Here is a 26567-nt window from a genome sequence, read left to right on the forward strand (position 1 = left end):
AAGCTCTAATTAAGCAGCATCAACAGTAACGGCTTCTGGGCCTTTACCACCTTGTGCAACTTTCATAGAAACTTTTTGGCCTTCGTGAAGTTCCTGCAAACCTGTTTTACCGAGTGCAGAGGCGTGAACAAAAACGTCTTTTCCGCCATCTTCTGGTGCAATGAAACCAAAACCTTTTGTTGCATTGTACCATTTGACTTCACCATATTTTTCTTCAGCAGTAGAAAGATCTGGTGTAAAACGAGGTGGGCGTTGTTGAGGGGAACCGCCAGCAGGACGCATGAATTTAGCACCTGCTGCTGCAGCTTCCGGTGTTGCTGTGCTTGCATCTAGGGAAGTGATTTGGGCAATCTGTCTGCCTTTTGGACCTTGGCTAATTTTAACGCGTAACGTTGTGCCAGGCTCAGGTGCCTGATAGCCAGCTTCGTTTAATGTATTGATATGAAGGAAAGCATCTCCGCTACCATCATCTAGGCCAACAAAACCAAATCCACGTTCACCATTGAACCATTTGACAGTACCGTTGATTTCCGGGCCTGATGGAGCCGCACTACCGCGGGGAGAAGGAGAAAAACCTCCTGAGTTGCGGCCACCAAAGCCGCCTGAGTTATCGTAAAAATGGCCAGCATCAGCAAAATCTGGCTCAAAACTTCCACGGCGGGAAGAGAAATTATTACGGTCGTTTCTATTATTATTCAACGCACTGGTTCCACAATATTTGGACTTCAAATTTATTTGATCGGAAATCTTATAAGTTAAAAAATTTCAGATCATTTGGCCGGAAGATAAAGAATATATAGTTCAATATAGCCGACACCTATAACGGCATTAAGAAGTGAAGCATAACTATGCTTAGGGTGTAAATAGATTAAGCGTTCTGAAAATTTATTACTGAGTATTTGCATAAAAAGTGGCTTAAAAAGCGCACATTTTTTTTGAAAGGAGAGTTATCCTGATAAAAGCACTGTTTCAGGAGAGGTTTTTTTAAACAAATACATAAGCCCCCGGATAGCATCTCCTCTTTTAGAAGAAAGTCTCGGATCTTTATTGAGGATTAATGCAGCCTCTTGAGACGATTGGGAAATTAAAATATCTGAAACATTATTCTGACTTAAAGCAAAATGAGGAAGGCCAGATTGGCGGTTGCCAGTGATCTCTCCGCCGCCTCTTTGTTTATAATCCTCCTCAGCAATGTAAAAACCATCCAAGCTTTCACGGAGGAGGGAAAGACGTTGCAAGCCGTTTCCGGATTCTGTTTGGCGATATAGCAATAAGCAATAGGAATTAAGACTCCCACGGCCGACGCGCCCACGTAACTGATGAAGCTGAGCAAGGCCGAATCTTTGAGCATCCTCAATAATCATAATGGAGGCTTCGGGCACATTTACACCAACTTCAATGAGGGTTGTAGAAATGAGAATTTTTATTTTGCCATCCCTGAATTTTCGAAGAGATTCTTCTTGCTCATCCCCTGATTGTTGGCCATGGGCAAGGCCAACGATTTCATCTCCAAATGTTTTTCGGAGATCGTTATAGCGCTCTTCTGCGGCAGCGCTCATTTCGCTTTCTTTGACGGCAGGACAGACCCAGTAAATCCGTTTATTTTCTTTTAGAACTCTGCGAAGAGAATCTTTAATAAGATCTATGCCGTGAGAAATATCATGAAGTGTCGTTGTAATATTTCCGCTGCCAGGCGGGCGTTGAAGAAGACGACTAACGCCCATTTGCCCCCAGCGTGTGAGTTGGATACTTCGAGGAATAGGTGTGGCACTCATTAAAAGTAAATTGACACCGTCGCTTTTTTTACCAAGGGAAATACGTTGTTCAACACCAAAGCGATGTTGTTCATCAATAATTGCCAAGCCGAGTTCGTGAAAAATGATTTCTTTTTGGAATAAGGCATGTGTTCCGATAATAAAGCGCGCCTTGCCATTTTTAATAGCAGCAATGACTTCTTTTCGTTTTTCAGACGATATTTTTCCTGTAAGGAGAACCGGTTTTACAGGCGAAATTTTTTGGGCCTCTTGAAAATGTTGCTGCGCAAGAATTTCTGTTGGTGCCATAATAGCAGCCTGCTTCCCTGATTCTATCGTTGTAATCATGCTAGAAAAGGCAACAAATGTCTTCCCACTTCCAACGTCTCCTTGAAGGAGGCGCTGCATAGGATAGGGTGCTGAGAGTTCTTTTTTAATTTCCCGGATTGCTTTTTGCTGATCTAAAGTCGGTGTATAGCCAAAATTTTTGAAGAGTTCCTCCTCTAATTTTCCGGTGCCAATAATTCTCTGTCCTTTTCGACGCAGAGCATAGAATTGTGCCATAGAGATGCACATTTGATGGGCAAGAATTTCATCCGCCTGTAAACGTTCACGTGCAAGGGAAAAGGCCTGCTGTCTTTTTTCATTTTTGAGTTGAGAGATCGGTTGGTGCAGGCAATAGAGTGCCTCGGAAAAAGAAGGATAGTGTTTTTGCGCTATAAGTGTTTTGTCGTGCCATTCTGGTAGTTTTTCTGTCAATCTAAGGGCACTTTTTAGGGCCTTCTCAATTATTTTTGGACGTAGCCCAGCGCTTAAAGGCCAAATAGGTTCAATCCAAGGGAAGATTTCTTTATGAGATCGAAGAACAAGATGATCTGGATTGGAAATAATGGGTTTATTTTTAAAGAAGCGTAGCTTTCCAGAAAGAATAATTTCATTTCCCTGTTGCAAAAGAGAATGATAGGCCTTCCCGAAAATTGAAATTTCAATTTTTCCCGTTTGGTCGCCGCACAGAAGACGCCATGGTGCACGTGATCTTGGAGGCGGGCGTTTAATAGCGTAAAGGGTGACGGAAAGCGTTATAAGATCCCCCTCATCTAAGGAAGATATCTCTTTTATGGAAAAGATTTTGTTTCTTTCAATGATCTTTGTTGGCAATGAAAATAAAAGGTCTGTAATCGTTTCTCCACCGCAAGCTTTTGAAAGACGTAAAGCTTCTTTTTCAGTGACACCTTCCAGGTCTTTGATGGGGTTTAAAAGGGGGAGAAAGAGACTGGGAGGAAGGGCAATCGACAATTGTTATTTCCCTTTATTTTGAAAATAAGCCACAATAACAGCACCTAACATCCTATGAATATCTTCTCTACAAGTCTAAATGCTATGAATCAAAATACCAACATTTCTCTTTTTAAAGATAATTTTTTTGCTTCAAAAATTATTGCGGGGGCACCAGATGGGGCACTGCCATTTTTGTTGGCAAAGCGTTTAGAGGAAATTGGGAAAAATAAGACGTTACTTCACGTTTCGTCACGAGAAGAGAATATTTATTTTTTAAAAGAGGTATTAAGTTGGGTTGTACCTGATGCGGAAATTTTCCTTTTTCCGGCTTGGGACTGTTTGCCTTATGATCGGGTTTCGCCTTCTTCAGAAGTTTTGGCACAACGAGCCTCAACTCTTTTAAAACTTTTGGCACCGCCTTCTGAAAAGAGTCGAATTGTTTTAACAAGTGTTCCAGCCTTTTTGCAGCGTGTACCGTCTCGAAAATTTTTAAGTGAAATGTCTGGTAGCATTACGGTTGGAGATACACTTGATCCTCAAACACTTATCCTAAAGCTTGAACAGTCTGGATATCACCGTGTTGATACAGTGAGAGAACAAGGAGAATACGCTGTTAGAGGAGGTATTTTAGATCTTTTTAGTGCAGATACAGAAGAGCCACAACGGATTGATTTTTTTGACAATAAAGTAGAAGAAATTCGTTTTTTTGATCCTATTACACAACGTTCTCTCGGTGCGTCAGATTCCTTAATTTTCGGTGCTGCGTCAGAATTATTTCTAGATAAAGATTCTTTAAATCGTTTTCGTACGGGGTGGGTTGATCAGTTTGGCTCAAATGCGATGGAAGATTCCCTTTTCCAAAATGTCATGGAAAAAAGAATTTTTGCCGGTATTGAACATTATCTTCCACTTTTTTTTGATGACCATACCAATCACATGGAGAGCTTATTAGACTATTTTTCTCATCCTTTCATTAGTTTTGATCGAGATGCAGAAGGTAGTTTTTCGTCACGTTTGGAAATGATAGCAGATCATTTTAAAGAGCGTCTTTCATCGGGAGAGGACGAGAGCTCAATTTACAGGGCCTTGCCGCCATACCGGCTTTATCTCGGAAAAGAGGCGCTGGCGGCACTTCTAAGTAAAGAAAATACCGTTATTTTTACACCTTTTGCCCCGGTAAATGGTCAACAAATAGACGCTGGATATCGGGCAATGTCGCCTTTTTTCAAAAAAGAAAAAGAGGGTAGAGAGCAGATATTTCAACTTTTTAAGCAGTTTTTTCTTGAATGGTCACAAAAGCAAAAAAAAGTTTATATGATTGCTTCTAGCCGTGGGGTAAGGGAGCGTTTAAGCAAGCTGTTCTCGGAAATTTCTATTCCTGTTGTGCAGCTTGAAAAATGGTCAGAGAGGGAAAAGAATGATTCAAATATTCTTTCCTTAATTTCTTTAGAAATTCCTAATGGTTTCCAAAGTGATGGGGAGGTTTTTCTTACCGAAGAAGATTTATTTGGTGAGAAATTAACCAGAGCACCTCGAAAAAAAAGAAAAGATGCCTCTTTCATTACACAAATTGGCGAAATTGAGGAAGGAGATCTTGTCGTCCATGAGGAATATGGTGTTGGGCGTTATGTTGGTCTGGAAACGGTAAAAGAAGAGCGTTTGATTCATGATTATTTGACGATAAGTTATGAAGGCGATCAGCGTCTTTTATTACCTGTTGAAAATATAGATCTATTAAGCCGTTTTGGAGCCGATCCTGGTAATGTCGCTTTGGATCGTTTAGGGGGTGTTTCTTGGCAGGCAAGAAAGGCCAAAATGAAAAACCGCTTGCGTGAAATGGCAGGTGAACTTATCAAAACGGCTGCCGAACGTTCGATGAAATCAGCGCCTGTTTTAGAACCGGCAGAGGCGCTTTGGGATGAGTTTTGTGGGCGTTTTCCATTTGTTGAAACAGAAGATCAGTCTCGAGCTGTTTTGGATGTTTTGCAAGATCTCGCAAGAGGGACGCCAATGGATCGTCTCATCTGTGGTGATGTTGGTTTTGGTAAAACAGAAGTCGCTTTAAGAGCTGCTTTTATTGTGGCTTTATCTGGTTATCAAGTTGCTGTGATTGTGCCGACAACATTGCTGTCACGTCAGCATTATAAAGGATTTTTAGACCGTTTTGAGGGGCTTCCTGTTCGTATTGGACAGCTTTCTCGTCTGACGCCGGCCAAAGAGGCACGTGAAATTAAAAAAGGGCTAAGTGAAGGAACCGTTGACATTGTTATCGGCACACATGCTTTGCTTGCAAATAGCTTGTCTTTCAACCGATTAGGCTTAGTTATTATTGACGAAGAACAGCATTTCGGTGTGGGGCACAAGGAAAAGCTAAAAGCTATTTCCAGCAATGTGCATGTCCTGACGCTTTCAGCGACACCTTTACCACGAACCTTACAACTTTCTCTCTCTGGTGCCAGGGAAATGAGTTTGATTGCGACGCCGCCTATTGATCGGCTAGCCGTTAGAACATTTATTTCTCCGTACGATAGGCTAATGATTAGAGAAGCTCTTCAACGGGAACGTATGAGAGGCGGTCAGGTTTTTTGTGTTGTGCCTCGTTTGAGAGATATGGAAAAGATGGAGGAAAGATTAAAGGCTGCGGTGCCGGAAACACGTATTGCAAGGGCACATGGCCAGCTTTTGCCAAAAGAACTTGAAGAAATTATGCAGGCATTCTCTGATGGCGAATATGATATTTTACTTTCAACGAATATTGTTGAAAGTGGTTTAGATATGCCAAGCGTCAATACAATTATTATTCATCATGCGGATCGTTTTGGCTTGGGACAACTTTATCAATTAAGAGGCAGAGTTGGCCGCGGTAAGAATCGAGGATATGCTTATCTGACATGGCCACAGGAACAAAATCTTTCTAAATCTTCTATCCGTCGTTTAGAAATTATGGAAACATTAGATTCTCTTGGTGCTGGATTTACGTTGGCCTCTCACGATCTTGACATGCGAGGTGCAGGAAATCTTTTAGGGGAAGAGCAATCAGGGCATATTCGAGAGGTTGGCATCGAGTTATATCAGCAGATGCTTGCCGAGGCAGTGACAGATTTACGGCAAAGAAATCGAGAAAAAGAAGATGTCGATGAAAAATGGACACCTCAAATTATGCTTGGACTGCCCGTTTTATTGCCAGAAACCTACGTGCCTGATTTATCTTCTCGTTTGAGTCTTTATCGCCGCATTGCCGCTCTTGCAAATGAAGAAGAAGCAGAAGCCATGCGGATAGAATTGGGGGATCGTTTTGGTCCATTACCGCCAGAGGCAGAAAATCTATTAGAAGTTGTCTCGCTAAAAAGAATGTGCCGTCAGGCTGGGGTAGAGCGTCTTGAAGCAGGGCCTAAAGGACTTGTCTTACAGTTTTTTCAAAACCGTTTTTCTAATCCGGAAAAATTGTTAGCGTGGGTGCAGCGTAAAGAAAAAGCAGGGGTTCGTATTCGTCCCGATCATAAGCTTGCGCTTGTTGGCGAATTAACGAATGTTAAGCGGATTCCTCGTTCAAGAAAAATTTTAGAAATTTTACAAAAGCTTTCAGTAAAAGAGTAAGGCTTAAAGCCTTACTCTTGACGACGATATCCGAGTGCAACAACGTACATTTCTCTTGAATCTTTTCGGGAGGCTGGTGGCTTTACATGTTTTACCGTTTTGAAATTCTTTTTTAATTTATTTAAAAGTTCACTTTCAGAACCGCCTTGCAGAACTTTTGCAACAAAGTTACCGCCCGGATTTAGAATTTCTTCAGCAAAAAAGAGGGCTAGTTCAGCAAGAGCCATGATTCGAATATGGTCCGTTTTTGCGTGTCCTGTCGTATTTGGCGCCATATCCGAAATGACAGCATCGGCGCCACCATTTAAAAGTGTACGTAATTTGTCTGGCATGTCGGGATCCGTAAAATCTCCCTGAATGATTTCTGCTCCGGGAATTTTATCAACAGGAAGAAGATCAACGCCAATAACTTTTCCAGCTTTTTCTTTAAGCGCAACCTGAGACCATCCTCCCGGAGCAGCGCCAAGATCAACAACATTGCCACCAACAGGAATGATTCGGTTTTTTTTATTCATTTCAATGAGTTTAAAAGCTGCGCGTGAACGCCATCCTTCTTCGTGGGCTGCACTGACATACGGATCATTAAGTTGCCGATTAAGCCATCTCTGTTGAGAGTTTGTACGCCCACGGGCCTTTTTTAATTTAACAGTAGGGGCGCGAACCACAGGGAAACTCCATAAAATGATGTAAAAATTTTTTAGTCATTGGAACTTTATAAAGGAAAAAATGTCTTTTGTGTTTATTTTAAAAGAAAAATAAGAGATTTCCTCTTGCCATAAAGAGGCGAGAGAGCTATCTAGGTCTCCATCAAATCGTTTTGCCTGTTGGGAGATAGTTTAGCGGTAGAACTTCCGGCTCTGACCCGGACAGCCCTGGTTCGAATCCAGGTCTCCCAGCCAATTTTTGAAAAAGATTTTTAATCCCCCTAAAAATATATTTTTTGACAGAAATTTTTTATATAAGTTTTTGCTTCAAAAAAAGAAAACCCCATTCTACTTTATTGAAGTAGTGGGGTTTTGAATGTTTTCTTTTAAAAGCCAAATGTGGAGGTTCGGACGGGAATCGAACCCATCTACACGGATTTGCAGTCCGCTACATAGCCACTCTGCCACCGAACCTGATCTATCTTTTCAAAATCACAAGAGGTAGGTTCTAATTATAAATTTTTACAGAGGAAGTCAAATGAATTTTAGAAATTTATAAAAAATATTGAATATGAAGGATAAATTTGTCCTTTTTTTGCAGAAGAGATAAAAGAGATTACTGACATTAAAAGCATTCTTATGCAGAGAGACCCATGAAAAAATTAGGATATTATCGCGAAATATACGGTAAGAGTCGGCGTTTCACGTTATCTTTGAGTATATCTTTTTTAGGTGGTTCTCTTTTTCTCGGCTCTTCTCTTTTTGCAGCACCTTTAGATAACCAAAAAATTTCTGGCCTACGAAATGTTGCGCAGTTGGCGCAGAATGCACCGCCGCCTAAAGCAAGCAAGGTTGCAAAAATTCATAAGACTTCCGCAAGGGCAGCGCAGACAGTCGAAGAGGAAATTTCACAAGTTGAAAAAACAACGCTGATTGAGAGTCATAAAATCACACCAGCCAATTTAAGGGCCGATGATCCAGATTTTGTGCCGCATAATATTCAACAAGCAATGGAAACGGCATATCTTACAAACCCTCAATTACGTGAAGCCAGAGCCCAGTTAAGAGCCGTAGATGAAGCGATGCCAACAGCAATGTCAGGTTGGCATCCAACAATTTCCGCCCCTATTAATTTAACGTATTATCAGGGGAGTAGTGGCTATAAATTTAGCCAAAGTGGCACAGTGGATGGTATAACCGGTACCGGAACTGTTCAAACAAATCATAATTATGCAACTCCGGGTTATAATGCAGGCGTTGTTATTTCTGAACCGTTATTTCAGGGAGGAAAAACGGTTAACAGTATTAAAATGGCGGAGAATCAGATTCGTGCTGAGAGAGCCCATCTTATTTCAACGGAACAGCAGGTTTTAATGCAGGCTGCGAGCGCTTATGTTGCTGTTGTCTCAGACCAGCAATTATACAATGTCGCATTAACCAATGAAAAAGTTTTACGAGAGCAAACAAAATCTGTGTATACACGTTTTCGTTTGGGGGGGCTTTCAAGAACAGATGTTGCGCAGTCACAGGGTTATTTAGCGACAGCGACATCGGCAAGGCAGCAGGCCTGGGGAAATCTAGAGGCGGCACGCGCAACTTATCGGCAAGTTATTGGGATTTCCCCAACATTTGACCTAGAGGCACCTCAACCACTTGTTTTGCCTGTTAAAACAAGGCAGGAGGCTGTTACGCTTGCCATTAAGAACAATCCAAATGTTATTCAAGCGCAATTCACAGAAGCGGAACAAAAAAATAATATTTCCGTGCAATGGGCTACGATTTTGCCAAAAGTAAGTGCAAATGTTGGTTATAGTGATAGTGTGAACCAAGGATATGGTGGAAGTACTAGCGAAAATGAATATGCAACCCTTGGATTTCAGTTTCCAATTTACCAAGGCGGCCAAGAATATTCTGCTGTAAGACGTGCAAAACAGGTTGCGCAAGGTGCCTTTCATGAAATTAATGTCCAGCGCCGTACTGCTTTGCAACTAGCCGCATCTAGCTGGGATCAATATCAGGCAGCGCAGGATAGCATTTCAAGCAACCGGACTGCCGTTGCATCCTATGTTGTCGCTCTTGCTGGTGTGGAGCGGCAAGCTTTGCTGGGGTCGGCCTCTACCTTGAGTATGTTGCAGCAGCAGCAAATGCTATTCTCTGCCCAGCAGACTTTAATTCGCTCTTTAGCTAGTGCTGTTACAAATTCCTATGCTGTGGCGACTGCCATTGGTCGTTTAACGGCAAAAGATTTAAAGCTTGCGGTTCCATTATATGATGAGACAGATTATTACAAAAAAGTTAAATGGCTTCCTTTTGGTGTGAGTGATTTTTCAAAAAACCAGCCGGGACGCTAGGTTTTAGAAAATTTTATTTTAAATAATGAACTTCTTTTCAGAAGTTAAAAGATAGAAATTAGATAAGAGAGAATGTATGTCAAATAATTTTCCTAAAAATGAAACAGATATAGATATGGCCAAAGAAGCTTTAGGGAAAACATTCACACCGACTGTTTATGAAAAAGCCTTAACAAAAGAATGGTTAGAACAGAAAGTGCATAAATCCTCTCCAGAAAATGGGGGGGAGGCATATGCAATTATGTTCCCGCCGCCAAATGTGACAGGCAAGCTTCATATTGGTCACGCTTTGACCTTTACACTTCAGGATATTCTTATTCGTTCTCAGCGTGCCGCTGGAAAAAATGTTCTATGGCAAGCAGGAACAGATCATGCAGGGATTGCGACGCAGGTACTCATCGAAAAACAGCTTGAAAAAGAAAATAAACGTAAAGAGGATCTTGGCAGAGAAAAATTTTTTGACAGGGTTTGGGAATGGAAAGAAGAATCTGGCGGAATCATTATTGACCAGCTTAAACGTCTTGGTGCTTCTGCAGATTGGGATCGTGAACGCTTCACAATGGATGAGGGCTTATCAAAAGCCGTGAGAACGGCTTTTGTGCGTTTGTATAAAGACGGTCTTATTCGCAGAGATTATCGTTTGGTAAACTGGGATTCCTCTTTGCAATCTGCTGTTTCAGATATTGAGGTGGAAAGTAAAGACCTTCAAGGGAAGCTGTATCATATTCGATATCCTTTGAAAGGAGGTGGCTTTTTAAATATTGCAACAACACGTCCAGAAACATTATTTGGGGACATGGCCCTAGCAGTTCATCCAGAAGATGAGAGATTCCAGAAATATATTGGTAAATTTGCTAAGGTTCCTTTTGTAAATCGTTTGATTAAAATTGTTGCAGATCTACATTCAGATCCGGAAAAAGGAACTGGTGTTGTTAAAATAACACCCGCACATGATTTTAATGATTTTGAAGTTGGTAAGCGTCACAATTTGGAAATGCCAATTATCTTGGATACAGCAGGGAACTTTACGCTGTCTGATCTTGATAACCGCCAAGAGGCAGTTGATGACTGGGTTCGTGAATCTCAGGGAATTTCCAGTAAGGAATTACGTAAAAAAACGGTTCAAGCATTGGAGGAGGCTGGTCTTCTTGAAAAAATAGAAGAACACTCCCATGCAGTGCCGCATTCGGATCGTACGGGTACGGTGATTGAGCCTCGTTTAACAATGCAATGGTATTGCGATGCGCCTGAAATGGCCAAAGCTGCAGTTCATTCCGTTGAGGCCGGTGAAATGTGTTTTGAGCCGAAACAGTGGGAGAACACGTATTTCGCATGGATGAAAGAATTACAGCCTTGGTGCATTAGTCGCCAACTTTGGTGGGGGCATCAAATCCCGGCTTGGTACGATGAAAATGGCAATGAATATGTTGCTGAAACAGAGGAGGAAGCACAAAAAGAAGCAGGAAAGAATGTCGTACTGACACGCGATCCTGATGTTCTTGATACATGGTTTAGCTCTGCTTTGTGGCCATTTGCGACCTTGGGCTGGCCGGAAGAAACACCAGAATTAGACTTTTATTATCCCACAAGTACGCTCGTAACAGGATTTGATATTATTTTCTTCTGGGTTTCCAGAATGATGATGATGGGGCTGTATTTTACAAAAAAACCGCCTTTTAAAAAGATTGTTATTCATGGTCTCGTTCGAGATGAAAATGGTCAAAAAATGTCGAAATCCAAGGGAAATGGTATTGATCCTTTGGAAATTATTGATGAATATGGCGCAGACGCATTGCGTTTGGCACTCTGTGCTGGCGTGACGCTCGGAAGAGATATTCGTATTAGTAATAAAATTGTTGAGGATCACCGTAATTTTATTACGAAGCTTTGGAATGTTGCACGCTTCCTAGAGATGAATAACGTGTTCTCTGATAATTTAAGTGAAGTTTCAGAAGAGAATCAATCTTCAGATTCCGCTTACCTCCATCAGATCCAAACTTTAATGGGATGGATTCAAGGAGAATTTCGTTTAGCTCAAGAAAAAGCGAGAACTTCTTTAGAAAATTACCGTTTTGCAGATTATGCGCAAATTTGTATGCATTTTGTACGAGATGTTTTTTGTGATTGGTTCGTTGAACTCGCAAAACCTATTTTGAATAGAGATGATTCGCTTTCCAATTTTTTTAGAATTTTTTCCAGTAATTTATTTAGAGAAATTTTAGAATTGCTTGAACCTGTTATTCCTTTTGTAACAGCAACGCTCATCGATAAGCTTTCTCTTCATACAGAAAAAGCTTCAAGGTCAGAGATCGCTTTAAATATTGACGCTTCGGTAGCTGAAATTAATTGGCTGATTGAAGTGATTGGTAAAATTAGAACAATTCGTTCTGAAATGAATATCGCACCTTCTAACAAAGGCGCTCTGTTGGCGCTGACACAGGAGGCAAAGAAAAAAGAGATTAAAGAAAAACTAGGGCGTTGGCAGGAGGCTCTTGATCGTATGGGGCGTATCTCAGAGTTTGAAATGATTCCTTCTTATTCTGATTCATTAGAGACGGCCGCAGAGTTTAAGATAGAGGAAGAAACTTTTTATTTGCCGTTAAAAGGATTGATTGATTTCGACAAGGAATATGAGCGCTTATTAAAAGAATATACATCTGTCGAAAAAGAGTTGAAAAAAACAGAATCAAAGCTCGGTAATAAAAAATTTGTAGAACGTGCACCGCAAGAGGTTGTTGCGGAGAATAAAATGCGTCTGGCAAATTTTAAAGAGGAAAAAGAACGTCTTTCATTAGCATTGGAAAGAGTCAAAAAACTCATTGCCTGATGGCAATGAGTTTTAAGAAGTTTAGGAAGTTTTTGCTAAGGAAGTCGTGTTATTCTTCAAGATAACGTTCGGCTTCCATTGCTGCCATACAGCCACTGCCAGCAGCTGTGATGGCTTGGCGGAAAATACTGTCTTGTACATCACCAGCGGCAAAAACACCCGGAATAGAGGTGCTGGTTGAGTCTGGTTTCGTTAAAATATATCCAGAATCATTGCATTTTAACTGTGATTTAAAGGGGCCCGTATTCGGTACATGCCCGATAGCGACAAAAATACCTGTCACTTGTAAATGTTTCTTTTGTACATTATCGGCATGGGTAAGAATAAGCTCTTCAACGAGATCATGCTCACCACCACCTTTGATCGCAGAAACATTATATTCAGGTACAAGGATAATATTTTCTGAAGCTTCGATGCGGTCACGCATAATTTTTTGCGCTGTTAGATGTGAGCGGCGAAAAACCATATAAACTTTAGAGGCAATTTTAGATAGAAATAAAGCTTCTTCAGCAGCGGTATCTCCACCACCAACGACAGCGACATTTTGCTTGCGGTAAAAAAAGCCATCACAAGTGGCGCAGGCAGAAACACCTTTTCCTTGGTATTTTTTTTCGTCTTCTAATCCAAGCCATTTAGCTTGCGCACCTGTCGCAATGATGAGAGATTCTGTTTTGTATGTCTTCCCAGAAGATCCTGTCAAAACAAAATGCTTTCCATCATTTGCCTCTTTATCCAAAGAGGAGGTGATAATAATATCCTCTTTAATTTCAGCACCAACAGCCAGTGCTTGCTGTTTCATATTTTCCATTAATTCGGGGCCACTGATAGGGGTGGCAAATCCAGGGTAATTCTCAATATCAGAGGTTATTGTGAGTTGCCCGCCTGGCTGAGGGCCTGAAATAAGAAGGGGAGAAAGTCCTGCACGTGCTGCATAAATGGCAGCGGTGTAACCAGCAGGGCCGGATCCAATAATAAGTACTTTTACGTTGAGAGAGTCAGTCGTAGACATATAAAATCAAACAGTCACCAGATAGAAAAAACAAAATTATGATTCTTGGAAGAAATATTATTCCACTAATTTTTTAAAAATGTAGGATTTTTATTTTGCCAAGCATTGTCATATCATCATACTTGTATTGCACAATAAATGGATAAAATACCCCTATGATCCAGAAAAAAAATAAAATGAAGGATATAGAGGATATTTTTAAAAAATATTTTTGTTTTGTTTTTATTCTGATTTTTTTTCTTATTCATTTATATATTTCAGCCAATTTTCCGCTAACGCCAGATGAGGCTTATTATTGGTTATGGTCTCACTCTTTACAATTAGGTTATCCCGATCACCCGCCAATGGTTGCGTATTGGATTAAGGCAGGCTCAGCCCTGTTTGGAGAAACGGCTTTTGGAATCCGTTTTTTTGCAGTGTGCTCTGTCACTCTCACAACATTTTTTTTATGGAAAGCTGCTTCAAATTTTTTTGGAGAAAGTGAAGGGAAATGGATTGTCTATTTATTTACCTGCACGCTTTTTTCAAATGTTATCTCTTTGATAATAACCCCAGATACCCCGGCTATTTTCTTTTTATCCACAGGTTTGTGGATAACTTCATATCTTCTCAAAAACCAAGAGCAGAAGGAAATAAAGTATTTTTTGTTATTTCTTCTTTTAGGCTTTTTTTTGGGTCTTAGCTTTCTCTCAAAATATACCGCTATTTTGGTTATTGTAGGGATATATTTTTCTTTTGTTTTTACAACGCCCAGCCTTTTTTTTAAAAAAGAAATTTATTTCTCTTGTCTAACTTTTTTTCTAACAATTTCTCCAAATATTTTTTGGAATTTCCAAAATCATGGTTCAACTTTTGAAAAGCAAGGACATCGGTTATGTGTCAGTGAGGGAAGGATTGGCGCACATTATTTGGAACTTATCGGTGGACAGGTTGGGCTTATAACGCCTGTAATTTTTTTACTTGTTTTCGTGGCCTTTTTACAGAAAGTAGAAAGAAAAAAGGAAAAAGTGTTTTTAATTTATGCTTTACTGCCAAGTATTCTTTTTTTTCTTTTATATCCGCTTCATGCACGTGTTCAGGCCAACTGGCCTTTTATCACCTGGCCAACATGTCTTCTTATAGGAACATTTGCGACAAGATCTTGGAAAGTCGTTGGATGTATCGTTGGGATTACGTGCGTTTCTGTTGTTTATGTACAGGCTATTTTCCATCTCTTTCCTTTAGATGCCCATTACGATCCTATCTTACGCCAATCAGCAGGTTGGAAAAATATGGCAAGAGATTTGGAAAAAAAAATACCTTCTGGCGAGATATTAGAAGCGGAAGATTACGCTCTGGGGGCAATACTTGCATATCATCTAAAGGATTCGAACATTAGCGTTGGATCAACAGATAAAAAAATTCAATTTTTGAGAGCAGGGGAAATTACGACTAAAAATGTTAGGTCTATTAGAGAAATTCGCAATAATTTCCGAGTTGGAAGCGAAGACACTCTTTGTCGATATCAATACGTAACAAAGTCTCGAAGTAAGGTTAGATGTTATAGTTTAGAGGAAGAGAGGACAAAAAAAATCTCCCTCTTTTTTTAAGACAAGATCAATAGATAGACATTGCCAAAAGAAAAAGAAGGAGATTCTTAATTTCTGTAGATTAGAAACCTTCGCGCTCGACGCGTTTACGCTCCATCTTACGAGCACGACGAACGGCTTCTGCTGATTCGCGGGCACGTTTTTCTGAAGGTTTTTCAAAATGACGACGGAGCTTCATTTCGCGAAACACTCCTTCCCGCTGGAGTTTCTTTTTAAGAGCTTTTAAAGCCTGCTCGATGTTATTATCGCGAACTGTAACTTGCACGTATTTATTTTCTCCAAAAATACACATTGTTATACTAATACATTAGAGGTGTCCGCTCATATACAAAGTATATTCGGTAGGAAAAACCTCCAACAGAGGAAAAGTCCAGCCTCTTAAAAGGAAGCTGAGAAGATTGGTATCTAAAAATTTTATTCAGCCTACCATAACTCAAAAAAACAAATAAAGAAATAAAAATATTTCTTGTAATTTTATAGGGTATTTCCAGTTCCGCCGCCACCAGCGCCGCCGCCCATCATGCCTGACCCCATACCGCCACGCCCCATACCGCCAAGTCCACCGAAAGCACCACCCATTCCACCAAGAGGATTGTAACGCCCAACAGAACCTAAGAGTTCCTGCATAACGGAAATTTTTGTTCCAGGGGTAGGGGTTACTCTGGAAACCATGGAAACAGGCTTAGCATCCCCTTTATGGAGGACTTTGATATCTTGTAGAATGCCACCATTATCAAAATTAAGAATCACGACACGCTGAGATTTAATGCCAGGATAGCTCGCAGGAATAAGGCCTGTCGTCATGGTAATGTAGATCCAAGTATTGTCATCAAAGGTAGCATGCGTTGTCGGAGAGCCGATAAACGCAATGGCTTCATCTTTGGTTGTTTTTCCCGGCGTGAGCTTTTCATAGTCTTTAGGATCTAAAATAGCTCCCTGCTCTAAAGGGTTGGGTATGAGGTAAGAACAGCCGGAGACCAAAGGAAGGCAGGATAGAGCAACAATAAAAGGAAGGGGAAGTAATTTTTTTCTTTTCATCGTTTCAACTATTGCTGCATTTTACCAAGGAGAAATTTTATCTGAATATAAAGTGCTTTATTATATATGGTATAGTTGCTGTAGATAAAAATTTTCTTAAAATTTGAGTGAGGAGTTTTTAGAAATTTATGAATATGAATACAGAACAAAAAAAGAGCTTTGATAATTCTAAAATGCCGTCTGTTCTCGTTCCTAAATTGTTCCCCGGTTACCAAAAAGAATTTATAGCAACAAAAGAACAATTAGAGCAGATCGCAAAAGATTTTTCTTTAGAGCGTGTTGATTTTTTTAAATGTTCCTTTGAGTTTAAGGCTTTTAAGCGGGGGAAAATCATCGCGACAGGAAAGCTTACGGCACATTTCCCACAAAATTGTGTTTCAAGCGGTGTTTTGATTAATCAGGTTCTTGAAAATGATTTTGAGATTATTTTTGAGCCGAAAGAATTCGCCTCTAAGGAAAATTTCTCAATGAGTGAAGAGGATTGTGAGGAAAAAGATATTTTTTATTATGAGGAGGAAATTTTACCATTGGGTGAAGTTGCCCTAGAGCAATTTGCGCTAGAAATACCGCCGTACCCTCGTGCGGAAAATTATGAGGATTTGATCTCAGGCTATAAAGATATGTCGGCATCAGAGGAGAAAAAGGTTAGTCCTTTTGACGTTTTGAAAAAAATTTCCTTCAAATCCAAGTGAATTTTTGTATAGTATTTTAAGCTAAAAGACTGTATTTATTCAGCGGAGTTTCTTGCAAAAACATCTATTTCTCTGCTAGATGCAAGTATATTTTGTTTCGGGATTTCCAAAAATGGGAATATTCCAGCGCTATTTAGCTGGCTATTTTTGTAGATATTAATAGAAAATATTGCTATTGGTTCTCTCATTTTTTTATTTTTAGGTATTTATTTATGGCTGTTCCAAAAAGAAAAACAACCCCATCCCGTCAAGGCATGAGACGTAGTCATCATGCGATTTCAGCTTCTGCAAGCACAGAGTGCGCTTCTTGCGGTGAACGCAAACGTCCTCACCATGTTTGCAGCCATTGTGGTTCATACAAAAGCCGTGAAATTGTTTCCGCAGAAGGGAATGCTTTAAAAGGTGCTGTTCGGGTTTAATCCTTATAGTTTCTTGACTTGTTGGGTGTAGGGTAAGTTGACGGTAGGATGCACGAGAATATGAAAGATTCAGAGGGTGAGTTTCAGAAACAGGGTGATCTTTCGTCGGTCGTAGAAAGTCCCAAAAGTCCACCTTATACCCTTGCGGTCGACGCTATGGGGGGCGATCGCGGCGCTGATATTGTTTTTGCTGCTCTTGATAAGACAGCAGACCGTCATCCTTGGGTAAAAATTCTCCTTGTTGGAGATGGTCCTTCACTTCAGCGAGGGCTATTACGCCATTCTAAGGCAGCTAAAATTTGTGATATCCGTCACGCACCGATGGTAATTCCTATGGACATGAAGCCAACAAAGGCTTTGAGAGTTCAGGGAAGTTCAATGCAAATTGCGATGAAGGCCGTTGCTCAAGGAGAAGCTGCTGGGGTCGTTTCTGCCGGAAACAGTGGTGCAATGCTGGCGCTGGCTAAAATCATTATTAAAGTTCTTCCTGGAATTTCCCGTCCTGCTCTTGTTGCTGTTCAGCCCTCTGCAAGAGGGGATGTTGTGATGCTCGATTTGGGTGCTAATCTTGCTTGTGATGCCCGTAATCTCGTGGAATTTGCAATTATGGGAGAGGCTTTTTCTCGTGCAATGCTAGATATTCGAGAACCCACAATCGGTCTTTTGAATGTGGGTTCTGAGGATGTTAAAGGAGATGAACGTCTGCATGAAGCGGCTGCTGCGCTTCGTAACGGTCCTTTAGCCTCGCGTTTTGTCGGATTCGTTGAAGGACATGATATTACAGCCGGACATACGGATGTGATTGTAACAGACGGTTTTACAGGTAATATTGCTTTGAAGATGGGAGAAGGCGCTTTAAAGCTTGCTTATGGTCTTTTACGTGCCGTTTTCTCAAGCTCTGTTTTTACAAAGTTAGGCTATCTTCTTGCACGTCGTGGTCTTGATCGCATGAAGGATTGGATTGATCCTCGTCGTTATAATGGGGCTCTTTTGATTGGTTTGAATGGGATTGTTGTGAAGTCACATGGCGGAGCAGATGTTGAAAGTTTTGCTGCGGCCGTTGATGTCGCTGTCGATGCTGTTGCCTTTGATATGAACGATCACATTAAAAAACGCCTAGCAGAATCTCAAGAAGCTTTTTCTGCTAAATCCTGAGCATGAATTTTTCTAAAACTGAAGAGTCTATGAAGCCTACTATTCCTAGAGTTGTTTTTAAGTCAATTGGTACTTATTTGCCCCGTAATAAAGTTACGAATCAACAGCTAGCCCAGAAAATTGATACCTCAGACGATTGGATACGTGGTCGAACGGGGATTTTAAAACGCTCTTTAGCTGAGACGGATGAAACAGCAACATTCATGGGGGCGAAGGCTGCAAGAGAGGCTCTTGAGAAAGCTGGATTGTCGCCCCAAGATATTACTGGGATTATTGTTGCAACCTCGACTCCGGATCAGGTCTTCCCATCTTTGGCAGTAAAAATTCAGGCAGAGCTTGGCATAAAATCTGCTTTTGGTTTTGATCTCAGCGCTGCATGTTCCGGATTTATTTACGCCCTTTCTGTTGCTGAGGCGATGCTAAAGCAGCGTCCTGGAGAGCGTTTTCTTGTTCTGGGTGTTGAAGTATTTTCTCGTCTTTTAGATTGGAATGATCGGACAACATGCGTTCTTTTTGGTGATGGTGCCGGTGCTGTTGTTTTGGAAAGCGTCTCTTCTTCCAACGAGGAGGGAATTCTTTCGACCAAAATCCATTCAGATGGAACGCTTTCAGATATTTTATTTATTGATGGTGCTCTTGGGGTTTCAGGCACTACCGGAAAATTAAAGATGCAGGGAAGAGAAGTTTTTCGCAGAGCTGTTGGACTTCTTTCTTCCTCTGTTCGTGAAACCTTAGCTTTAAATAATGTTGCAATGACGGATATTGATTGGCTTGTTCCGCATCAGGCTAATCAAAGAATCATTGAGGCTTTAGCAAGAAATCTAGATTTCCCTTTAGAAAAGGTCATTTCTACAATTGCCGATCATGCGAATACATCGGCGGCTTCTATTCCATTGGCTTTAGCGCAAGGAATTTCAGATGGTAGAATTAAAAAAGGTGATCTCGTTCTTATGGAGGCTCTAGGGGGAGGTCTTACTTGGGGAGCTGTTCTGTTAAGGATATAATCTTAACAGTTTAAGAAATTTATAGTCTTAGGGAGCATAAGGGTATGCAACAAGAATTGTCGTCCAATCAATCATATGTTCTGTTGTCAGACTTAGCTAATGAGCTGAAAATCCCTGCCTATCGCTTGAGAAGTTGGGAGGTTTTATATCCTTTCATTAAGTCTTTTAGAGATTCTACCGGACGACGCTTTTATGATAAAAAAACAGTGGAAATTTTTAGAGAGATTTCCCGTCTTCTTTATCAGGAAGGGCGTAAAAATACAGAAATTTTCACCATTATTTCACATCGTTTCTCTAGCGATTTAGCTTTAAAAGCGCAAGATTCTGAGACGGTCTCTCTTAAGCAAGAAGACATAGAATCATCTCCTCTTCTAAACTTAGAAAAAACAGCAAATTCATTAAAGGAAAGAGAGGCAAATTTTTCAGAAGAAAATAAGGCTTTAAAAGAGGGTTTAAATAATCTTCTAAATTCCTTAAAGAAACTAGGGGAAACTATTGTTTCTCAAGAAAAAGTTTGATATTTCTACACACGGTTTAGTCGGGCAGTAGCGCAGTCTGGTAGCGCATCAGTCTGGGGGACTGGGGGTCGTGGGTTCGAATCCCGCCTGCCCGACCACTTAAAAGAAAATTTTCTTTTAAGTGGTTTTTTTTTGCCTTCTTTACTATTTAAAAATAAGATCTTTTGGCTTTGTAAAAGTGCGCTTTTTATTGCGTGGATCTGTTGTCCAGATTGTCCATAAAAGATGTAAGGCAGACATGATTGCGGGTCCTGCAAATAATCCTAAAAGTCCCCATGTTTCTGCACCGCCTAAAATTCCTAAAAGCACCCATAAAAATGGCAGTTTTGTGCTGCCGCCAATAAGTGCAGGGCGAATAAAGTGATCCGCAATAAAAAGGACAATAATTCCTGCAAAAAAGGTAATAATTGCAGCAACCATATGTCCTTGCGCTAATAAAATACAAGAAACAATAGCAACAAAAATACCACCTAGCATTGGAATCATCGCTGCAAAAGCGGTTAAAAATCCAAAAAGAATAGGCTGGGGGGCATGTGCTGAAATGTAGATAATGCCAATGGCTACACCTTCTCCTAGCGCAACCATAACGAGGCCAGCAACAGTTCCGTGAATGGAATCAATAATTTGCCGCCCAATCGTTTCGCCATGACGTCCAAAAAGACGTCTTGAGGCAATAAGGGTCTTTTGAGTAATTGCTCGTCCGTCTCTTAAAAAAAAGAAGAAAATTAAAAAGGTAAAACCAAAGAGTAGTGCGCTATGTATCGCAAATATGCCAACTTGACGCGTGATCTTTACACTATGGGTGAAATTAACAGAACGAAACATCTCGGAAAGTGATCCGGGTTGCCCAAGATTTGTGTTCCACCACGTGATTATTCGACTATTATCTATGGGGATAGCATAAAGCCATCCCGGAGGGCTTATGCCTGATTTTTGGACGTATTCCAACCATTTGGTGACATCACTTAACTCATCAGCAATTTGCATAAGCAACCAAATAAGAGGACCTAATATAGCCAAAAACAAAAGAGACGTGAAAAGTGCTGCCAGCCACGATGATTTTTTCTTAGTGAGCTTTTCACGTGCCCACTGATAGGGGGGCCAGAAAGCAATGGCTAAAATACCACCCCAAACAATAGCCGAAAGGAAATCTCTTAGCATATAAAGGGTAAATCCGATAATTAGAACAGCTAAAAGAACTCTGGCATAAAAATGAAGTTGATTTCTCCGCAGGCGCGGAATATCTTTGGAAAATACGGGCATTTTAAATGTTTTGTCTCTTTGGATGGATTTTCTGATCGCAAGTTTTCTTGACGTTATCATACAGTTACTTATATAAAGTCGCCATTCTATTTTAGAGAATTTTCTCATTTGGGGTGTTCTGAATCTTCAAATTCTCTTATAATAGAGAGATATTTTTGATTTAATCATCATTCATTTTTTTAAGGATAATATAGTATGTCCCGCCGTTGCGAGATTACGGGCAAAGGTGTCTTGACTGGAAATAATGTCAGTCATGCTAATAACAAAAGCCGCCGCCGTTTTTTACCTAATCTACAAGATGCCAGCCTTCTCTCCGAGATCCTTGGCACATCCGTCAAAATGCGCCTAACAACACGTGGTCTGCGCACCATTGAACATAATGGTGGTTTGGATGCTTTTCTATTAAATACACCAAATAGAAAGCTTTCTCCGGAAGCTTTGCGTTTAAAACGTCGCATTCAGCGTGCCCGCGACCGTTCGGACGTTGCTGTTGCTTAGGTTTTAAGTTTTATAGAAAAAGTGTCTGGGGAGTACTCCTTCTTCTGGTTAGGCTCGCTGGCACCTATTGTATTGTTAATTAATAGAGTTATCCCTGCTTAAACAGGAGTTATGGAGGCATTTGGTGTCTGACAGCATCCAAGGAGCGAAATCAGCTCTTTCACGTATTCGCAATATCGGGATTACAGCCCATATTGATGCGGGTAAAACAACGACAACAGAACGAATTCTTCACTATACAGGCGTTTCCCATAAAATTGGTGAAGTGCATGAAGGTAATACCACGACAGATTATATGGCTCAGGAGCGTGAGCGTGGTATTACAATTACTTCAGCCGCTGTGACCTGTGAGTGGAAAGACCATCGTATTAATATTATTGATACGCCAGGCCATATTGACTTTAATATTGAGGTCAATCGCTCCCTACGTGTTCTCGATGGTGCCGTTTTTGTTATTGAAGGTGTTGCCGGTGTGCAACCTCAGTCAGAAACAAACTGGCGTCTAGCTGATCGTTATAACGTTCCACGTATTATTTTTATCAATAAGCTAGATAGAACAGGCGCTGACTTTCATTATGCTTTCAGCACTTTAAAAGAAAAGCTTGATATCGTCGCAATTCCGCTTCAGTTGCCAATTGGTGCAGAAGAAAACTTTGTCGGCGTTGTTGATCTTGTCGAGATGAGAGCCATCATCTGGGAAGGTGGTGATCTTGGTGCGAAATATCACTACGAAGAGATTCCGGAAGAGTTAAAAGAAGAAGCAGAAGAAGCTCGCCAAAATCTTCTTGATACGGCTCTTGGTATGGAAGAGTCTGCAATGGAAGAGTATTTCGAAAAGGGTGAGGTCTCTATCGAAACACTTAAACGTTGCATCAAAAAAGGTGCCGTTTCTGGTGAATTTAGACCAGTTCTTTGCGGTACGGCATTTAAAAACAAAGGTGTTCAGCCACTTTTGGATGGTATTATTGATTATCTTCCAGCTCCAGATGAAGTTGAAGGTATTCGTATTGCGCCACCAGAAGATGACAAAGACATTGATGAAGACTTCCTTCCAATCGTTCCTGTTGATCCTGAAGGTAAATTTGCAGGCCTTGCCTTTAAAATTATTTCAGACAAATACGGAACATTGACTTTTGTTCGTGTCTACCGTGGTGTTTTAAATTCAGGTGATACAATTTTAAACACAACCAAAGGGACAAAAGAACGCGTTGGTCGTATCTTCCAGATGCATGCAGATAAACGTCAAGAAGTGAAATCTGTCGGTGCTGGAGATATTGCAGCATTCTTGGGGCTAAAAGATACTGTTACAGGAGATACACTTGCAGATCCGGCAGATCCTGTCGTTCTTGAGCGTATGCAGTTCCCGGTTCCTGTGATTGATATTTCTGTTGAGCCAAAAACAAAAGATGCCGTTGAAAAAATGACCCTTGCGCTTCAAAAGTTGACAGCTGAGGATCCTTCTTTGCAACTGAAGACAGATCAAGAAACAGGTCAGACCATTCTTTCGGGTATGGGTGAGTTACATCTTGATATTATTGTCGATCGTTTGCAGCGTGAATATGGTGTTGAAGCCAATATTGGTGCGCCTCAGGTTGCATATCGTGAAACAATTACAAAATCACATATTGAAACTTATACACATAAGAAACAATCTGGTGGTTCTGGTCAGTTTGCTGAAGTTAAAATTGAATTTTCACCTTCTGAAGAGCCAGACACAATTATTTTTGAAAATAAAATTGTCGGTGGTTCTGTTCCTAAGGAATATATTCCAGCAGTTGATAAAGGGATTCGAATGCAGGCATCTACGGGTGTTCTCGCAGGGTTCCAGACGGTTGATTTCTCCTTTACCTTGCTTGACGGTAAGTATCATGATGTTGACTCCTCAGCATTGGCCTTTGAAATTGCAGCTAAAGCATGTTTCCGTGAGGGAATGAAAAAGGCAGGACCTGTCATTCTTGAGCCAATTATGGATGTTGAAATTACAACACCTAATGAGCATGTTGGGGATGTGGTCGGTGACTTAAATCGTCGTCGTGGTATTATCCAAAATCAGGAAACAATGGGCTCTACTGTTTTGGTTAGATCTCAGGTTCCTTTGAAAGAAATGTTTGGTTACATTTCTCACTTGCGCTCAGCAACAAAGGGCCGTGCATCCTTTACAATGCAGTTCCATCATTATTCAGCGGTTCCAAAGAATGTTGCCGATGAAATTATGGCAGAACGTCGCTAATTAAATTTCTTATTTTAAAAATAGGGAATGATAGAAAAGGAAGCTCATTGAGCTTCCTTTTTTGTTACCATGAATATTCACCTTCTATTGAGAAGAGAATTTTGGGTAGATAATTATTTTTTAGAGAAAAATTTGATAATTTTTTGAAGAAGCTTTTCAGCGACTTCTTTTTTTGACATTTTTGGCCAGTCTTCAGATCCCTCTGATGAAATAAAGCTAATTGTATTAAATTCGCTGTTAAAAACTCCTTCTTTGACATTGTTGGCAATGATCCAATCGCAGTTTTTATCTAAACGTTTTTTATGGGCATTCTCTTTTAGAAATTGCGTTTCAGCTGCAAAACCGATCAGAAGTGTTGGTCGTTCCATTGAGTGGCCTAAATTTTTTAAAATATCTGGATTTGGATGCCATTTAATATTTTCAAAGCCGTTTTCAGCTGTTTTTTTTATTTTTTCAGATTGAAAATCAGGCCGCCAATCAGCAACAGCTGCTGTACCGATAAAAATATCTGCAGGAAGAAGTTCCTGTACCGCTTTTTGCATTTCACAGGCTGTTTTAATTCGCCGAACAGAAACATTTTCTGGGCACATTAAGGGGCTTGGGCCTGTGACAAGGGTCACGTTAGCCCCTGCATGCGCTAGAACTTCTGCAATAGCATATCCTTGTTTTCCAGAGGCATGGTTTGTAATGAAACGAATAGGGTCAAGTGCTTCTTGTGTCGGTCCAGCCGTGACAATGATCTTTTTCTCAGAAAGTATTTGATTTGATTTAAATCCTAAGATTTGAAGTGTTTTGCTTTCAATAAGGGGAAGTTCTGCCAATCGTCCAACACCATATTCTCCACATGCAACATTACCCTTATTAGGCGGGATTATTTTCATACCTCTTTTAATGAGACATTTTATATTGTCTTGCGTTGCTGGATTTTGCCACATTTCGGGATTCATCGCTGGTGCAATTAAAAGAGGTGTTTTGGTCGATAGAATTAAAGACGTTGCAAGTTCATCGGCCATTCCTGCCGCAAGGCGCGCTATAAAATTAGCGGAAGCAGGGCAGACAAGAATAAGATCGGCATTCCGAGAAAGCTCAATATGCGCCATCCCTTTTTCTTTCCAATCTCCATCCTTTAGGCAAATATTTCCAGATAGAGCGTGTAGGGATAAAGGCGTGATGAAATCTTCTCCACCCTTTGTTAAAACCGGGAAAATTGAAACATCCGCTTTTTTTTTGAGATTTCGTATGAGTTCAAGAGAGCGATAAGCGGCGATACTGCCGCTTATAATAAGGAGGATATTTTTTTTTGCATTTAAGTTCTGAACAGCAGACATATAAATACCCTTTTGTCTTCTCTTAGATCAAAAACGCCATCCAGAGTGGATTGCGGCAATTCCACCAGATAAATTTTTGTATTTAACATTTTGCATGCCTGCATTGCGCATCATTTGCGCTAATGTTTCTTGATCGGGGAACATACGAATGCTTTCAGCCAAATAGCGATAGCTATCAGCATCTTTGGCAATAATCTTTCCCATTTGAGGGAGAATCTTAAATGACCATTCATCGTAGATTTTGGAAAAAACAGGAATGGTTACTTTAGAAAACTCTAGACAACAAAAGCGTCCGCCAGGACGAAGCACACGGTATGCTTCTTGGAGAACTTTTTCTTTATTGGTGCAATTCCTAAGGCCAAAGGCAATGGAAACACGATCAACGGATTGATCTTTTAGGGGAATTTTTTCTGCATCTACGCAACAAAAATCTATTTTCTCCCCAAAATACCCTTTATTGATGGCACGGTCTCTTCCGACAGAAAGCATTGCGTTGTTGATATCCGTAAGGAGAACAGGGCCGCCATTCCGTTTAAGCCAATGGAAGCTAATATCGCCTGTACCGCCTGCTAAATCTAACAGTTTTGCTTGTGGGCGAGGATAAAGCTCATTGACAAAAATCTGTTTCCATAAGCGGTGAATTCCTAGGGACATGACATCATTCATAATGTCGTAATTTTTAGCGACACTCTCAAAAACATGCTTTACAAGCTTCTGTTTTTGTTCTGAGGGGACCTGCTGGTAACCAAAATCTGTCATGTCCATGGAAGATAAAATCTCATGTTTAAAAGGTTAAAAAAGCCGATTTAATAGGCGGATTATATACCTACTGTAATGGCCTATTTTTATCTTTCTTGCAATTTTCTTATTCTGATTATTTTGAAGGCGGATGTGTGATATACATAAAAAGTCTGTATTTCCTACTTTTAAAAGAAGGATAGTTGCTTGACGATACTGGAAGTAACTGGTACTCCTTCTGAAGAATTTTTATATAAACTACCTTGATGACAAGATATTTTTCTTATTTTGGAGTACCGCATGGCAAATAATCCTTCAGCTTTAAAGCGTATCAGGCAGAACGACAGAAGACGCCTAAGAAATGCTTCTCGCCTTTCTCGCACAAGAACTTTTATTAAAAAAGTCGAGTCTGCGATTTCTGAAGGTGAAAAAGAGCAAGCAACAGCTGCCTTCCGTTTGGCTCAGCCTGAAATGCAAAGAGCTGCGACAAAAGGAATTATTCCTCACGGCACAATTAACCGCAAGCTATCCCGTCTTTCAGCACGCATTAAAGCATTAGGCTGATTTCCGGAAGTTGAATGGGGTGGGGGTTTTGCGCGCTTTTTTAAAGCGCGTTTTTCGTTCTTCGAAATTTT

21 protein-coding genes and 3 tRNA genes are annotated in these 26567 nt (G+C 40.5%); 14 read left to right on the forward strand and 10 right to left on the reverse strand.

All coding sequences use genetic code 11. The features are described 5' to 3' along the window. Nucleotides 1–9 precede the first annotated feature (9 nt). Entirely contained in the window at nt 10–699 is a 690-nt protein-coding gene (locus tag FAI41_09100) for a cold-shock protein (protein QCE33715.1), read from the reverse strand. 248 nt (nt 700–947) lie between these two features. Next, nucleotides 948–3050, reverse strand: coding sequence for an ATP-dependent DNA helicase RecG (locus tag FAI41_09105; protein QCE33716.1), 2103 nt, complete (start codon nt 3048–3050; stop codon nt 948–950). Between the two features lie 84 nt (nt 3051–3134). Here FAI41_09105 and mfd point away from each other — a divergent pair, with 84 nt between their 5' ends. Next, nucleotides 3135–6629, forward strand: a complete 3495-nt coding sequence (gene mfd, locus FAI41_09110; GenBank protein QCE33850.1) for a transcription-repair coupling factor — start codon at nt 3135–3137, stop codon at nt 6627–6629. A gap of 11 nt (nt 6630–6640) precedes the next feature. Here mfd and FAI41_09115 read toward each other — a convergent pair whose 3' ends face one another. Further along, on the reverse strand, nt 6641–7315 hold the full coding sequence (locus FAI41_09115; GenBank protein QCE33717.1) for an RlmE family RNA methyltransferase: 675 nt from the start codon (nt 7313–7315) through the stop codon (nt 6641–6643). A gap of 139 nt (nt 7316–7454) precedes the next feature. On the opposite strand from FAI41_09115, the gene FAI41_09120 reads away from it, so the two are divergent. Next, nucleotides 7455–7528 (forward strand) — tRNA-Gln (locus FAI41_09120). Between the two features lie 145 nt (nt 7529–7673). Here the strand turns inward: FAI41_09120 and FAI41_09125 are convergent. Further along, a tRNA-Cys gene (locus tag FAI41_09125) sits at nt 7674–7747 on the reverse strand. A 179-nt stretch (nt 7748–7926) separates the two neighbouring features. Between FAI41_09125 and FAI41_09130 the strand changes: the two genes are divergently transcribed. Together FAI41_09130 and FAI41_09135 are read left to right on the forward strand one after the other, a co-directional pair. After that, a complete protein-coding gene (locus FAI41_09130; protein ID QCE33718.1) occupies nt 7927–9624 on the forward strand; it encodes a secretion protein in 1698 nt (565 codons plus the stop codon). A gap of 115 nt (nt 9625–9739) precedes the next feature. After that, complete coding sequence (locus FAI41_09135) at nt 9740–12451, forward strand: valine--tRNA ligase (protein ID QCE33851.1); 2712 nt, start codon at nt 9740–9742, stop codon at nt 12449–12451. A gap of 49 nt (nt 12452–12500) precedes the next feature. On the opposite strand, the gene trxB is transcribed toward FAI41_09135, so the two are convergent. Continuing rightward, nucleotides 12501–13460 (reverse strand): thioredoxin-disulfide reductase, encoded by a 960-nt coding sequence (gene trxB, locus FAI41_09140; protein QCE33719.1) that lies wholly within the window; start codon nt 13458–13460, stop codon nt 12501–12503. A gap of 155 nt (nt 13461–13615) precedes the next feature. Between trxB and FAI41_09145 the strand changes: the two genes are divergently transcribed. Then, a complete protein-coding gene (locus FAI41_09145; GenBank protein ID QCE33720.1) occupies nt 13616–15049 on the forward strand; it encodes a glycosyltransferase family 39 protein in 1434 nt (477 codons plus the stop codon). Nucleotides 15050–15110: 61 nt separating this feature from the next. Here the strand turns inward: FAI41_09145 and rpsU are convergent, their stop codons facing one another. Next, nucleotides 15111–15314: a 30S ribosomal protein S21 gene (gene rpsU, locus FAI41_09150; GenBank protein QCE33721.1), complete on the reverse strand. Its 204-nt coding sequence runs from the start codon at nt 15312–15314 to the stop codon at nt 15111–15113. Nucleotides 15315–15523: 209 nt separating this feature from the next. After that, complete coding sequence (locus FAI41_09155; protein QCE33722.1) at nt 15524–16087, reverse strand: outer membrane protein assembly factor BamE; 564 nt, start codon at nt 16085–16087, stop codon at nt 15524–15526. A 128-nt stretch (nt 16088–16215) separates the two neighbouring features. Here FAI41_09155 and FAI41_09160 point away from each other — a divergent pair, with 128 nt between their 5' ends. The 6 genes from FAI41_09160 to FAI41_09185 all read left to right on the forward strand — a co-directional run bounded on the left by FAI41_09160 (nt 16216) and on the right by FAI41_09185 (nt 19973). Beyond that, nucleotides 16216–16779, forward strand: coding sequence for a DUF177 domain-containing protein (locus FAI41_09160; protein QCE33723.1), 564 nt, complete (start codon nt 16216–16218; stop codon nt 16777–16779). 212 nt (nt 16780–16991) lie between these two features. Beyond that, entirely contained in the window at nt 16992–17198 is a 207-nt protein-coding gene (locus FAI41_09165; protein QCE33724.1) for a 50S ribosomal protein L32, read from the forward strand. A gap of 60 nt (nt 17199–17258) precedes the next feature. Beyond that, complete coding sequence (gene plsX, locus FAI41_09170) at nt 17259–18353, forward strand: phosphate acyltransferase PlsX (GenBank protein ID QCE33725.1); 1095 nt, start codon at nt 17259–17261, stop codon at nt 18351–18353. A 29-nt stretch (nt 18354–18382) separates the two neighbouring features. Next, complete coding sequence (locus tag FAI41_09175) at nt 18383–19357, forward strand: ketoacyl-ACP synthase III (GenBank protein ID QCE33726.1); 975 nt, start codon at nt 18383–18385, stop codon at nt 19355–19357. A 44-nt stretch (nt 19358–19401) separates the two neighbouring features. Next, on the forward strand, nt 19402–19875 hold the full coding sequence (locus FAI41_09180) for a MerR family transcriptional regulator (protein ID QCE33727.1): 474 nt from the start codon (nt 19402–19404) through the stop codon (nt 19873–19875). Between the two features lie 21 nt (nt 19876–19896). Beyond that, a tRNA-Pro gene (locus tag FAI41_09185) sits at nt 19897–19973 on the forward strand. A gap of 46 nt (nt 19974–20019) precedes the next feature. Here FAI41_09185 and FAI41_09190 read toward each other — a convergent pair. Further along, entirely contained in the window at nt 20020–21246 is a 1227-nt protein-coding gene (locus FAI41_09190) for an AI-2E family transporter (GenBank protein QCE33728.1), read from the reverse strand. An 87-nt stretch (nt 21247–21333) separates the two neighbouring features. Between FAI41_09190 and FAI41_09195 the strand changes: the two genes are divergently transcribed. Together FAI41_09195 and fusA are read left to right on the forward strand one after the other, a co-directional pair. Continuing rightward, nucleotides 21334–21636, forward strand: a complete 303-nt coding sequence (locus FAI41_09195) for a 50S ribosomal protein L28 (GenBank protein ID QCE33729.1) — start codon at nt 21334–21336, stop codon at nt 21634–21636. A gap of 124 nt (nt 21637–21760) precedes the next feature. After that, complete coding sequence (fusA, locus tag FAI41_09200) at nt 21761–23866, forward strand: elongation factor G (protein ID QCE33730.1); 2106 nt, start codon at nt 21761–21763, stop codon at nt 23864–23866. Between the two features lie 113 nt (nt 23867–23979). On the opposite strand, the gene coaBC is transcribed toward fusA, so the two are convergent. Further along, the gene (coaBC, locus tag FAI41_09205; protein QCE33731.1) at nt 23980–25194 is read right to left on the reverse strand and encodes a bifunctional phosphopantothenoylcysteine decarboxylase/phosphopantothenate--cysteine ligase CoaBC; all 1215 of its coding nucleotides are present in this window, start codon (nt 25192–25194) and stop codon (nt 23980–23982) included. Nucleotides 25195–25221: 27 nt separating this feature from the next. Then, a complete protein-coding gene (gene ubiE / locus FAI41_09210) occupies nt 25222–25959 on the reverse strand; it encodes a bifunctional demethylmenaquinone methyltransferase/2-methoxy-6-polyprenyl-1,4-benzoquinol methylase UbiE (protein ID QCE33732.1) in 738 nt (245 codons plus the stop codon). Between the two features lie 273 nt (nt 25960–26232). Here ubiE and FAI41_09215 point away from each other — a divergent pair, with 273 nt between their 5' ends. Beyond that, complete coding sequence (locus tag FAI41_09215) at nt 26233–26496, forward strand: 30S ribosomal protein S20 (protein ID QCE33733.1); 264 nt, start codon at nt 26233–26235, stop codon at nt 26494–26496. The last annotated feature ends 71 nt before the right edge of the window (nt 26497–26567 follow it).

The organism is Acetobacteraceae bacterium, from assembly GCA_004843165.1.
GTDB lineage: Bacteria > Pseudomonadota > Alphaproteobacteria > Acetobacterales > Acetobacteraceae.